This window comes from Psychrilyobacter atlanticus DSM 19335, assembly GCF_000426625.1.
GTDB classification, from domain to species: Bacteria; Fusobacteriota; Fusobacteriia; order Fusobacteriales; family Fusobacteriaceae; genus Psychrilyobacter; species Psychrilyobacter atlanticus.
Map to the genome: position 1 here is coordinate 798002 of NZ_KE384547.1, position 13823 is coordinate 811824.

The following is a 13823-nucleotide window of genomic DNA, read 5'->3' on the forward strand; positions in this document are numbered from 1 at the left end:
CACTCTTAATTTATGTACATAATAAAGGAGTAAAATTATGAAAAAATGGTTGGTTATCATGGGGATGACTCTATTTATGGGGTGTTCAAACAGCGAGATATTAAAGATAGAGGAGGATACTCCAATTCCTGTAGTTACAAAAAAAGGAGACAGTTATATATTTTTAGATGACCTAGAGCATAGATCTACAACTAAATATATGATCTATGATGGGGATAAAAAACAGCTGAAAATATTAATCAGAGTGAGAAAAAATGATATAGAAAAGATAAATTTAGTCTTAGATGGGGATAAAAAAGAAATGGAATCCCTGGGATCCCGTGGAGAGTATGAAATTTTTTCAGTAAATATAGAAGAGATAAACAAGAAAAATATAAACTATTATTTTGAGGTAATAGATGGCAAATTTAAGTATTTTTATGGAAAAGAATCATCGTATTATCCAGATAATATGACTGCATTTTCATATACTATAGAAGATAAGCAGAGGGAAATTCCTGCTTGGGCTGAGGGAATGGTCTGGTACTCTATCTATGTGGATAGTTTTCGAGATGGAGATAAAAAAAATAGCCCTATCTATTCAGAGTTTGGTCCTGGTTATTATTTTAGACCTAGTGGAAGACTCAGTGACGGAACTTTAAGATCAGAATTGATCTCTCCGGAAAAGTGGCAGACAAAGGGAACTCTTCAAGGGTTTGAAATAACAGATTGGGGAGATGACTGGAATACTCCTCCATATCCAGAGGTCGAAGCTAAAAACAGATATTTTTCCTATGCAGAAAAAAATACTAGAAGATATGGGGGAGACCTTCAAGGAATAATGGGAAAATTAGATTATCTTAAAGGACTAGGAGTTGAAGGTATAAAATTATCTCCTGTATATTATTCAAATTCAAGTCATAAACTGGATACTATAGATTATGGGCACATCTCTCCAGACTATGGAGTGACAGATAAAAGTTCATACAGAGAATTAGAAAATGGTTTAGGAAGTGATGTTTGGACTAATTCAGATAAATTATTTCAAAATTTAGTGGATGAGATCCATAAGAAAAATATGAGAGTGGTATTGGATATTAATTTTTCATATGTATCAGCTGAATTTTTTGCATATAAAGATCTCTTGAAAAATGGGGATAATTCAAAATATAAAAACTGGTTTATCCTAGAGGGAAATCAGTTGTCGAAAAATACAAAGAATGAAAATAAAAAAATACTTTTAAACCTAGAGGATGAATCACTACAGGATTATTTGATTGCAGCGACAACAAAATGGGTTAAAGGTTATAAAAATAAGGGAATAGATGGATATTATGTGAAAAATAATCTGAACAATAAAGTGTTTTTAACCAGGTGGAAAAAAGCACTTTTAGAAATAGACAATGAATTTATCTTAGTTGGAGAATCTACTGGGGAAAATGAAAATTATTTTGGGAAAAATGGTTTTGATATCATAGGTTCATATGAGTTAGGGGCTTGGATGCAGGGGTTATTTGGAAATAATAACAGCAGCAGCATCGAGACAGTAAAGGGTGGTATGAAAATTTACAGTATTAAAACTCCCAGGTGGAATTTTATAGAATCCTATGATACTGATAGATTTTATTCTAGTTTGGTAAATCCAAACAGGGAATTTGACAGGTTAAATAATTATGGCAGAGATGATTATATAAATATCAGACCTGATTTAGTGGATAAAAACGCTGTGAAAAAATTAAAATTAGCTGCTTTAATTCAGTTAACTATAGATGGAAGCCCAGTGATATACTATGGGAATGAGAAAGCAATGTGGGGTGCAGATGCTCCTGATAGCAGAAAACCAATGATATGGGATGATATAAAGTTTGAAAATGAAACTGATAGTCTGAAAAAATATAGTAAGAATAGAGGAAAGTTAGCTAAGATATTCAAGACCGATCTTATAAAAGACGAGATATCTTATGACGTAGTTACCGATAAAACTTTGGAAGGTTGGTATAAACAAATTTCTGAATTCAGAAAATTTGATGAGGAGTTAATGAAAAATGGTAATCTGGAAATACTGGATCTGGACAGAGATAAATATCTGGAAGATGGTAGTCTGGAAAAAATATCAGAAACGGATGTGCTTTCATATAAGAGGGAGTATAAGGGTAGAAGTGCAATTATAGTAATAAACAGATCTAATCTAAAGAAAACAGTGGAACTGCCGGTACAGGGGAAAAAAGGTTATACAGATTATTACTCTGGGAAAAGATATAATATCCTGGGGGATAAAGTCAGGGTAGAATTAGAAGGTTATGGTTACCTGATTTTATACAGAAGGGTGGATTTTGATTAATAACTTAATCATCTGTGATTAAAATGTGGACTATTTAATGTTTGAAATATGGAATTTTATATGCTAGAATTTTAAAAGAAAAGTAAAATAATATTTGGGAGGCACAAAATGAGAAAAACGATAATTGCAGGAAACTGGAAGATGAACAAAACACATAAAGAAGCAGCTAACACATTGAAGAACTTAGCTGAATTAGTAATAGATAAAGAAAACTTAGGTGGAGTAGAAGTAATCATAGGAGCTCCTTTTACAGCATTAGAATCAGCAGTAAGAGCTACTGAAAATACACCAATAGCTATCGCAGCAGAAAACATGAATGCAAATGAATCTGGAGCATTTACTGGAGAAATATCTGCAACTATGTTAAAAGAATTAGGAGTAGAATATGTAATCTTAGGACATTCTGAAAGAAGAGCTATGTATGGTGAAACTGATGCAATTGTAAATGCAAAAGTATTAGCTGCATTAAAAGCAGGATTAAAGCCGATCTTATGTATCGGAGAGCAATTAGAAGATAGAGAGTCTGGAAAAACTAACGAAGTTAACGGAACTCAATTAAAAGGTGGATTAGTTGGAGTAACAGCTGAAGATATGGCTAACGTAATCGTAGCATATGAGCCAGTATGGGCTATCGGAACTGGAGTAACAGCAACTCCTGAGATGGCAGAAGAAACTCATGCATTCGTAAGAAGTGTATTAGTAGAATTATACGGAAATGACGTAGCTGAAGACGTTACTGTTCAATATGGTGGATCTATGAAACCAGGAAATGCAAAAGAATTATTAGCACAAAAAAATATAGATGGTGGATTAGTTGGAGGAGCTGCATTAGATGCAGAAGTATTCTACGGTATCATCGCAGCAGGAAAATAATAAATTAAATTTAAGAAACGTGAAGTTTCATTGAGAAAAGGCACGGAGTAATCTGTGCCTTTTAAAATATAATATGGAGGGAATAATATGGCAAAGAAACCAGTTATGCTGATGATATTAGACGGTTGGGGAATAAATGATCACAAGGAACAAAAAAATGCAATCGCAGATGTACATCCAGAAAATATATGTAAGTTGATAGAAAATTATCCTAATTCTAGGATTAAAGCAGCAGGAGAAGCAGTTGGACTTCCAGATGGTCAAATGGGTAACTCAGAGGTAGGACATCTTAATCTAGGAGCAGGAAGGGTAATATACCAACCATTAGTTAAAATATCAAAGGATATCAAAGACGGAGAGTTCTTTGAGATAGAAACATTGAAAAAAGCATTTAACCATGCTAAGAAAAATAATAGTGCAGTACATTTAGGTGGACTAGTATCTGATGGTGGAGTTCACTCTCATATAAATCACATTTATGGATTATTAGAGATGGCTAAAAAAGTAGGAGTAGAAAAAGTATATATCCATGCATTCCTTGATGGAAGAGATACACCTCCTCAATCAGCAGATAAATATGTAGCAGAATTAGAAGCTAAAATGTCTGAGATGGGTGTAGGTCAAATAGCTACTATTACTGGTAGATATTATGCAATGGACAGAGATAATAACTATGATAGAACAAAATTAGCGTATGATGCTATGGCTAATGGAATTGGAAATACTGCAAAAGATGGTATCACAGCTGTTAAAGATTCATATGCAAATAAAGTAAATGATGAATTTGTAATGCCGACAATTATAGAGGGTGTAGACGGACAGTTAAAAGATGGAGATGTATTTATCAACTTTAACTTTAGACCAGATAGAGCCAGACAGATAACAAGAGCTGTAAATGATAGTGATTTTACAGGTTTTGAAAGAGAATATAAAGAGATAGAAGTACTATGTATGAGACAATATGACTCAACTATAGATGCTGATATAATATATAAAGATGATAAGATAGTAAATACATTGGGAGAGGTATTAGCTAAAAATAACCTAAACCAATTGAGAACAGCAGAAACTGAAAAATATGCCCATGTTACTTTCTTCTTTAATGGAGGAGAGGAAGTGGCCTTTGATGGTGAGGATAGAAAATTAGTAGCTTCTCCTAAAGTAGCTACCTATGACCTACAACCTGAAATGAGTGCATATGAGGTGACAGATGGTGTATTAGAGTCATTAGAAGAGGATAAATATGATGTAATCATACTAAATTTTGCTAACCCTGATATGGTTGGACATACTGGAAACTTTGAGGCAGCTAAAAAAGCTGTAGGAGTAGTGGACGAGTGTGTAGCTAAGATCGCAGATAAGATGTTAGAGTTAGATGGAGTACTAATGGTTACAGCAGATCATGGAAATGTAGATCTGATGGAAGATCCAGAGACTCATGTACCATTTACTGCTCATACAACAAATGATGTACCGTTTGTCTTGGTATCTAATAGATATAAGGATGCAGAAGTAAAAGACGGAAAATTAGCAGACTTTGCTCCTACAATATTAAGTGTGTTAGGAATAGAAGTACCAAAAGAAATGGGTGGAGAGATATTAATAAAGTAAGAAAGAATTAAGAAAGGAGGTCCGCATATTAAACTGTACCCTTTGTCAAGGACACTTTAAAAAAAGGTATGGTTAAGATACTGTTAAAAGATGATTTCTGTATTGCGCAGGAGTCATCTTTTTTAGATTCCATTGATATCTATGGTTATTGTAATAATTCATATATTTAGATAGTTCTTTCTTTACATCATCTAATGTTTTTAAGGGTTTTAAATTTATTTCATCTTTCATATGTCCAAAAAATGATTCCATGGGAGCATTGTCCCAACAGTTCCCTTTTCGCGACATTGATTGGAGAATTTTATTTGATTTCACTAACCTTTGGAACTTAGGATTAGTATAGTGGAAACCTTGATCTGAATGAATAATGCACTCTGGGTGCAGTTTAAACTTTCTTCTAACTAAGCGCTTAACTGTGTCTAAAGCAATATCTAGACTGAGGCTATGTGAAACTTCATGAGCTAGTATTTCATTAGTGCTGCTATCTTTTATTGTTGAGAGGTAAGCTCTTTTGCCAACCCCATAAGTTAAATAGCTGATATCAGTTAAGAGAATTTTTCTAGGAATTCCTTGTTTAAATTCTCTATTCAATATATTTGGGACTGTTGAATGTTCCTTAGTTGCTTTAGCTATGTTTTTATAAGGGTTAGGTTTTCTATGAGGACATATTATTTTGTATTTTTTCATAACTCTTCTTATTTTTTTCAAATTAAAAATAGTATCAAATTCATTCTCTAAAATCATTCTGATACTTCGGGCGCCCTTCTTAAAACCTCTTCTATTAAAAGCTTTTAAAATTAATTTTTTGGATTTTAAATCTTGAGCTTCTTTATTATTTCTATTTTTTTCTGAATTAATATAGTTGTAAAAACCAGACCTAGAAACCCCTGCTTGAAAGCATAAGAATTTAATTTTTGATTTTAACTTATATTTTTTAACTATTAATTCAATAGCTTCAAAAATCTCAGTTTTATTTAAGCATCCCCCCTTTCGATCTCGTCTAACTTTTTTAAGAATTCATTTTCTATTTTTAAATACTCAATCTGTGCTTCTAAGCGTTTAATTTTTTCTAAATCTGTTAACTCTCTTTTTAGAGGTCTTCCAGAAGAGGTTTTTCTAGTATCTTTTAAACCCAATTCTCCTTGTTCTTTAAACGCTTTTCTCCAACGGTTACTTGCAGTTTGGATTCTCTTTTTTCCAAGAATCTCAATATCTAAACCAGCTTCCTCAAAAATTATGCGCGAAAGCTTTCCTTTTTTGTATTCATCAATAAATTTCTTCTTAAACTCAAAAGTATATGTAATAGCTTTATTTGAAACTTTAGAAATATTTTTATTTTTAGATAATTTAGTAACTTCTATATCTGAAAATACTTTTTTAGACATTTAATTCACTCCTTTAAACTCTTATTAAAAAATTGTATCAAAAAAACCATGAAACTAACACTCTTTTTCAAGTGTCTAGTTTCATGGTTACAGTTTATATGCGGACCTCCTTTCTTAATTCTTACCATCTATAACTAACTCCTGCTACTCCCTTGGCATAGAAACCACTGTCGTCGAAGCCATTGGAATATTTTACTATAGATACGGGAGTCACTCCTAATTTAGCAAAAAAACGAAAGGAATCATTTAATTTTTTATTATATCCTATGTGGGGAAAGATATTAAATTCTATCTTATTTGGCCTGTCAGTTCCGTTAAAGAAATTTTCACTCTCAAAAAAAACATCGGTAATAAATGCAAAATCATGGGAGAGTTCATATGTCCAAGATGTGACAGAAGCAAAATTTAGCATATAGGAATCACTATAATTCCCGTAACTTCGCAGCTCATTGGTGAGACTGTTAGCCGTTTGGAACCCATATCCCCAATTTGTAAAGGTATCTACTATAAAATTTAATCTGTATCCATTATCTTTTACAGAACTTAAGACCCCACCACCATTGGTAGTTAAACTCAGATAACTTCCTCCTAGTCCAATATTGTCAAAGTTTGTGGATATTCTATACGTAAGAAATATATCGGTAACCTCTTCATCGAACAGATCAAATTCTAAATCTCCTCCATCGGAATAACTGGTACCAAAGCCCCATGACCTGGACCATCTATGTCCTACCCAATCAAATTTTTCCAAGTGATTTCGGAGTAAAAAATCTAACTCCCATCCATCGTAATCCTTATCTCCAAGGTCTTTTTCCTGGTAGGTAACGAAGTTTTTTTCGATACTATACTCCAAATCCCAAGTCTGTGAAAGATAGATATATCCCTGCCCTAAGTTCCAATAAATTTTAGAATAGTCATTATACTGCCTGAGATCAACATAGGTTGAGTAAAGATTTAGTTTATCGGTAGATTTTGAAAAATTTAGAATATTTTCATACCGCATAGTTGTTTTGTAAGTAAGATCATCTCTTATGATATTAAAATCATAAAAATCATTTTTTTCAGAAAATGTCAGTTGAGATATTAAGATTGAAAGAAAAAGTAGTTTTTTCATATTATATCCTCCTAAAAATAAAACTATATCTATATAATTCAAAAATAAATAAAAAAGTCCTATAAAAAAAATGTAATAAAAGGAAAAATGATGTTTTTTTTGAAGATATTAATTAATCAAGGAATAAAAAAGCAACATGACGTTGCATCCAGAGAGGCATAATCTAAAAAGGTGGTTTATTATGAAAAAAATAATATTATTGATTAGTTTTATAATGATGGGAGTTAATTTACTGGGGATAGATGAAAAAGCAGAGATGAAGAAATTGATATTAAAGATAAGGGATAGAAGTCCAGAAAACTTTATAATGATCTCACAGAATGGGACGGATATTTTTTTTCAGGAAAAGGATAAGGTAGACAAAGAACTCTTAGGAGCTATAGATGGAATAACTCAGGAATCGTTATTTTATGGTTATCCTAAATATGGGAGCAGGACACCCTATGAAGATAAAAGAAGTCTTTTAAAAAAATTAAGGATATTGAAAAGCTTAAACAAAGTGGTAATGACTGTAAATTATACAAATAGCAGCTATGGAAGGTGGAGAAGTAGAGGTTTGGCAGAAGATGATGAATTTTTAAACTACTGCCCAAATGAAAGAGAAGCAGCAGGAATATTAGAAGATGTCTGTTTTGAAAATAAAAATAATATAATGAGCCTTTCTCAAGCTAAAAACTTCTTATACCTATTGAACCCCATGAATTTCAAATATAAGAAAGAGTATATAGACGCACTATCTCAGACAAAATATGATGTGATTATAATAGATATGTATTTTAACGATATTAAATTAACTATGAAAGATATAGAAAAATTAAGGGAAAAACCCCAGGGAGGAAAAAGACTGGTTATTGGTTATTTTAGTATTGGAGAAGCAGAAGATTATAGAGGTTATTGGAAAGAAGGATGGGATAGAAAACTGCCTAATTGGATCTCCCATGAAAATGAAAATTGGAAAGGTAACTATATCGTTAGATACTGGTCGAAAGAATGGGGGAAAATAGTGAATGAGATGTTAAGTAAATTTATAGATACAGGTTTTGATGGTGTTTTTTTAGATACAATAGATACCTATGAAAGTTTTGAGAAGGAGGAGTAATTATGGAAAGAAGAAGAAAAAATACTATATTTTTTTTAGAAAACATTTTTTATTTTACTCTAATAGTTGCTTTATTCAGGAATATATTGGGATATCAGGAACAATTTTTAGAGTTAAACATACATCCACTATTAATTTTAACAGGAATAATGGCTTATAGGTATGGTGTACATTTAGGAGTATTAAGTGCAACAATGGCAACTATGGTGTATATGTATGTTTACTCAAATTTAGGTCATGACCTTGTAGTGTTTTTTTATGATTTTAAATACTATAAATTCCTTTTGATGTTCTATATCTTATCTTTTATATTAGGAAGGATAAAGGATAATCAAAATGAAAAAACAAAAGACCTGAATCAGGAAATTTCCCTCATACATAAAAACTATAAGAGTTTATATGATAACAACACTAAGTTGGTATATTTAAATAATCGTATGAAAGGCCAGATTATAAAATCGGAAGAAAGTATTATAGCCCTCCACGGGATAGCGAATACCTTGGATATTTTAGATATAGAGGAGGTTCTTACAAATCTAATAGGAGTTTTTAAAACATATATAAATGCAGAAGTTTTATCTCTTTATGATGTTGATCACTCAAAAAACTATATGAGATTAAAAGTAGCAGTAGGAGAGAATAGAAAATTACCAAGTTCTATAGAAATATCTAAATATCCAAATTTTGAAAAGGTAATAAAGGAAAAAAAATATGGGAAAAGAGACGGTGAGGACTTGGACGTTCCTGTATTCTATGCACCTATTTTAAATAATGGGGAGGTGATAGGTATATTAAATATTGAAAGGTTATCCTATGAAACCTATACTACCTATACAGAGAAACTTTTTGAAATATTAGTATCTTGGACCAGTAAATCTATCTCTAACGCCATATCTTATAGTGAAAAAATAAAGGATGAAATATACTATGAAAAAACTTTGATCATGAGAGAAAAATTCTTTAAAAAAAGAGTGGATGAGGAGGAAAAAAGAGGAGATATGTTTGAATTATCCTATGTACTTATTAAATTTAAAGTATTGGTAGAAGACTTAAAAGAGATAGAATTGAATATAAGGAGTGTAGATAAGGCAGGTTATTCAGAGGATAAAAAACTCTTATATATCATCTTTCCTGCAACTCAGTTAAAAAATATAGAATTATTAAAATCTAAAATGTTAGAGAAAAATCTAGGTATTTTGGAGGAGTATCATGAAGATTAAATATTTAGTAGGGCTGATACTTGTTCTGGGGTTGAGTTTACAATTTTTTAGGGTAAATGAACTAAATGAGATGGTGGATATAAAACAGGGATATAAATATAAAGAAGTAACATATTCAGATTCAAAAGATATCCCCAATGGAGAATTAAAACATCTGGTCTTGATATCTCATATAAATTCAGACTCTCAAAGGGAGATGGCTCTCAATATAAAAGAAGTTTTTAAATATGCAAAGGTATCCTATGATCTAAATTATCTGAGTAAATTAAAAAAAGGAGAGGTCTATAGGTATGAAAGTATAATTATATCTACTGATGACTATAAATATCTAGAAAAAGATATATATGAAGAGATAAAAGATTATGTAGCCGATGGAGGAAATTTAATTATTTTAATGAATTCCTATTTTAACCCTTTCAATGATCTTGCAGGGATTGAAAAGTTAAAAGGGTTTACTATTGGATCTGGGCTTAAATTTAAAAAAAATATCTTCCCTGGAATATATGAAACAAAAATAATAGGGGAAGAGGCGGAGAGTATAACCAACTCTCTTCTGGATGTCAGCTTAAATAAAGATGTTGATATAATAGCTGAAACTTTTGAAGGTTACCCAATAATTTTTCAGAGAAAGGTAGGAGAGGGGAAGGTAATTTATTCCAATGCAACATTTTTTGTAGACAGATCTGTTAATGGGATTTTAATACAGTTGATCTCCTATGGAAATAGTATTTTTTTACAAAATATTGTAAATACCAAGGTGGTAGATATAGATGATTTCCCAGCTCCATTACCCAGTGGGAAAAATGAATTAATCTATTCCCAGTATAAGATGAATACACGGAATTTTTTCCGGGAAATATGGTGGCCGGACATGAAGAAACTGGCTATTGATAATAATTTGATATATACAGGCTATATCATTGGAACCTATGAAGATATTAATAAGAAGGAAAAATTTACTCCATTTAATGAGCTTAATATACAGGATAAGATATATTTTGGGAGGGAATTACTTACCTTGAATGGAGAGGTAGGTATTCATGGATATAACCATCAGCCATTGGGATTGAGTGAGGAATTAAATCATAATTATAACTATAAAGACTGGGAAACAGAGGAGGATATGGCTGAAAGTATTGTAAGGATAAGGGAAAATTTAAAAGGAATGTATAGTGGATTAGAAGCCAAAGTATACGTACCGCCGTCAAATATGTTAGGAGTTACAGGGAAGAAAGTGGTGAAAGAAAACCTGCCTTCTCTGGAAGTACTTTCTGGGATCTATAGTGGGACAGAGGAAAAAGGTGTTTTGATCACTCATATAGGCTGGGATAAAGATCAACCAAGTTTATATAACTTTCCAAGGTTTAGTTCAGGATTTCTCTATAATGATGTTATGATGCTTAATGTTTATAACGGGATAGCCCTCTATGGAATATTTCACCATTTTATTCATCCAGATGATATCTTAGATGAACAGAGAGGAGAAGGAAAAGACTGGAAAGTTTTAAAAAAAGAGTTGTCTCTATATTTTGAAAATGTCAATGAAAAATTTGGTTTTTTAAGGGCTCAGACAGCTTATGATGGTTATAGAGAAGTTCTTAAACTGGATGAACTTAAAGTTCATATATTCAAAAAGAAAGGGAGTATAGATGTTTATTTCGAAAAATTTCCAGGGAAAACATATCACTATTTCAGGTTAAGAGATAATGAGGTAAAAGAAGTATTGGGAGGAGCAGTTCATTTAATCAGTTATGATGAACATAGTACTCTTTATTTATTGGAAGCAGATAAAAATAAAATATCTATTATATTAAAGTAGGTGAGAAGATGTATAAATTAATAATATTATTATTGACAGTATTTGAAGCACAGATAACATATATGACCTTTTACTTAGAAAATTTAAATTTTTTAAACTTTTTAATTCTCCATGGCTTGGTAGCTCTTGTTTTATTTTTTTATCATCAATACAATAAAAGGGATGCTTTCATCTATAATAGATTAGCTGTTGCAGTCCCCTTTGCAGGAATATTTCTCTATTTAATAAATTTAATTTTTTCAAAAGAAAAAGATTTTAATATAGTTGATGAAGTTTTTGATTTTGAAAAATATTTAGATGAGAAAAATTTTTTAAAAGAGGTAGATATTAGTAAGGAATTAAAATTAATAAGTGCTGTAGATACTATGGATGTGGAAGGAAGGAAGGAAAAAAAAGATTTTATAATAAAATTTAAACCAGAAGATATAAAGATTCGGGTAAGAATGCTAAAGAAGGGATTGGTTGATAAGGATATAGAAGTAGTCCATTATTCAGCAATTGAGTTTAATCAGTTATCGGAAAGATTTGATAAAGAATTGAGGAAGTGTAAAAAAAGGTATAAAAGGGAAAAAAAAGAAAAAGATTTTGATGATTTGATTGATTTTTATGAAAATTATTTAAAAAGTGAGATATTAGAAGGAGATATTTTAAGCCTGCATAGGGATCTATATATAAAAACTTTAGAGGAAAGAGTAAAGGAAGATAAGAGATTAAAAAATTATAAAAAGCTTTTAAATATGTATTTAGTTACAGAAAGATATGATCAGGTAGAGAAAGAGTGTAAAAAGCTATCAAAAGAAAAAGAAAATAATTTTGAAATATATATAATTTTGACAAAGTTATACTATGAGAGCAAGAATTTAATGGAATTAAAAGCTATTAAACGCAAGTATGAATCAGAAAAAATTATGATGTCAAAAGAAGTGGAAAATATATTTAAAATATGCGGAATAGAGGGGTAAAAAAATGAAGAGACAGGTGATATGCATAATAGCAGAAGGAAGTTACCCCTATGTAGTTGGAGGGGTGTCTAGTTGGATCCAGCAATTGATAGATGGGCATCCAGAAAAAGATTTTAAGATATTATCTATTCTACCAAGTGAAAAAGAGGATGCTAAAGTAAGATATGAACTGCCTTTAAATTTGTTGGAAGTTAAGACTATATATCTTGCGGATATATATGAACATAGGGTAGATAAAAAAAAGTTTATGAAATATGATGAGAGAGAGGAAGACATAATATCTAGGTTTATAAATATGGAATTATCCGATGACACAAAAAAAGCATTGGAACTTATCAGTAGTAAGGAAAAAAGCAGTGTTTTTGATTTCACAACAAGCGATTTTTTCTGGAATAAGATCTGTTCTAAGTATAAAAACGAATATACGGAAAAAGAATTTAATAACTTCTACTGGTCCTATAAATCAGTTTTTATGTTTTTAATGAATGTTTTGCAGAATGAAATCCCAGAAGCTGATCTATATCATTCAGTTTCAACGGGATATGCAGGAGTATTAGGTGTATTGGCTAAGATTAAATATGATAAGCCATATTATTTAACAGAACATGGAATATATGCAAGGGAGAGGGAGGAAGATATAATTAAATCTCATTGGGTAGGAGATGATTTTAAAAAGATATGGATAGATTATTTTTACTTTTTATCAAAAATTGCATATAAATATTCTGATAAGATCATATCTCTTTTTAAATATAACAGCGATCTGCAAATATTATTTGGAGCACCCAAAGAGAAAACTTTTGTAATTTCAAACGGAGTAGATGTAGATTATTTTTCTAAGATAGAGAAGGAAGAGACTAAAAAATTTGTTGTAGGTTCGATTTTGAGGATTGTTCCTATAAAAGACGTAAAGATGATGATAAAAGCTTTTAAAATTGTTACAAATACTATAAAAAATGCAGAATTATATCTTATAGGTCCCTATGAAGAAGATCCGGATTACTATGAAGAGTGCAAAGAGCTAATAGATGATTTTAAATTAAATTCTCAGATAATTTTTACAGGGAAAGTAGATGTGACAGATTATTTAGGAAGGCTAGATATTTTTTTACTTTCATCTATATCAGAGGGACAGCCCTTATCTATGTTAGAAGCTATGTCAGTTAAGATACCTATCATAGCTACAGATGTAGGAGACTGTCGAGGTGTATTGACTGGTCATAAAGATGTCGGATGTGCAGGGGTGATAGTGCCACCGACATCTTATACAGCAATGGCAGCAGAGATTACGGCTCTCTATAGAAATGAATCTAGATTAAAATTATTGGGAGAGAGAGGCTGTGAAATAGTAAATAAATATTACAGGGCAGATCAATTTTTAAATAAATATACTAAACTATATGAAGAAGGGTGGGGTTAA

The 13823-nt window shown here is 31.1% G+C and carries 10 protein-coding genes; 8 read left to right on the forward strand and 2 right to left on the reverse strand.

Annotation, left to right across the window (positions count from 1 at the left end):
- The first annotated feature begins 37 nt into the window (after nt 1-37).
- The 3 genes from K337_RS0104290 (at nt 38) to gpmI (ending at nt 4804) form a co-directional block, all read left to right on the forward strand.
- Nucleotides 38-2320, forward strand: a complete 2283-nt coding sequence (locus tag K337_RS0104290) for an alpha amylase N-terminal ig-like domain-containing protein (protein WP_028855507.1) — start codon at nt 38-40, stop codon at nt 2318-2320.
- Nucleotides 2321-2428: 108 nt separating this feature from the next.
- A complete protein-coding gene (gene tpiA / locus K337_RS0104295) occupies nt 2429-3193 on the forward strand; it encodes a triose-phosphate isomerase (protein ID WP_028855508.1) in 765 nt (254 codons plus the stop codon).
- A gap of 87 nt (nt 3194-3280) precedes the next feature.
- Complete coding sequence (gene gpmI, locus K337_RS0104300; protein WP_028855509.1) at nt 3281-4804, forward strand: 2,3-bisphosphoglycerate-independent phosphoglycerate mutase; 1524 nt, start codon at nt 3281-3283, stop codon at nt 4802-4804.
- A gap of 72 nt (nt 4805-4876) precedes the next feature.
- Here gpmI and K337_RS19535 read toward each other — a convergent pair.
- Nucleotides 4877-6189, reverse strand: a protein-coding gene (locus K337_RS19535) for an IS3 family transposase (RefSeq protein ID WP_425414011.1) whose coding sequence is annotated in 2 segments (ribosomal slippage) — nt 4877-5820 and nt 5820-6189 — 1314 coding nt in all. Because the reading frame shifts where the segments join, the coding sequence is not laid out codon by codon here.
- A 121-nt stretch (nt 6190-6310) separates the two neighbouring features.
- Nucleotides 6311-7303: a hypothetical protein gene (locus K337_RS0104320; RefSeq protein WP_028855512.1), complete on the reverse strand. Its 993-nt coding sequence runs from the start codon at nt 7301-7303 to the stop codon at nt 6311-6313.
- 181 nt (nt 7304-7484) lie between these two features.
- On the opposite strand from K337_RS0104320, the gene K337_RS0104325 reads away from it, so the two are divergent.
- From K337_RS0104325 to pelF, 5 genes are read left to right on the forward strand one after another with little or no spacing between them, the layout of a single operon-like run.
- Nucleotides 7485-8402, forward strand: a complete 918-nt coding sequence (locus K337_RS0104325; protein WP_051251604.1) for an endo alpha-1,4 polygalactosaminidase — start codon at nt 7485-7487, stop codon at nt 8400-8402.
- Between the two features lie 2 nt (nt 8403-8404).
- The gene (locus K337_RS0104330) at nt 8405-9622 is read left to right on the forward strand and encodes a GAF domain-containing protein (RefSeq protein WP_028855514.1); all 1218 of its coding nucleotides are present in this window, start codon (nt 8405-8407) and stop codon (nt 9620-9622) included.
- The gene (locus K337_RS0104335; protein ID WP_028855515.1) at nt 9612-11441 is read left to right on the forward strand and encodes a DUF2194 domain-containing protein; all 1830 of its coding nucleotides are present in this window, start codon (nt 9612-9614) and stop codon (nt 11439-11441) included. Before K337_RS0104330 ends, K337_RS0104335 begins: the two co-directional genes overlap by 11 nt.
- An 8-nt stretch (nt 11442-11449) precedes the next feature.
- Entirely contained in the window at nt 11450-12403 is a 954-nt protein-coding gene (locus K337_RS0104340) for a hypothetical protein (RefSeq protein ID WP_028855516.1), read from the forward strand.
- Nucleotides 12404-12407: 4 nt separating this feature from the next.
- Nucleotides 12408-13823, forward strand: coding sequence for a GT4 family glycosyltransferase PelF (gene pelF, locus K337_RS0104345; RefSeq protein ID WP_028855517.1), 1416 nt, complete (start codon nt 12408-12410; stop codon nt 13821-13823).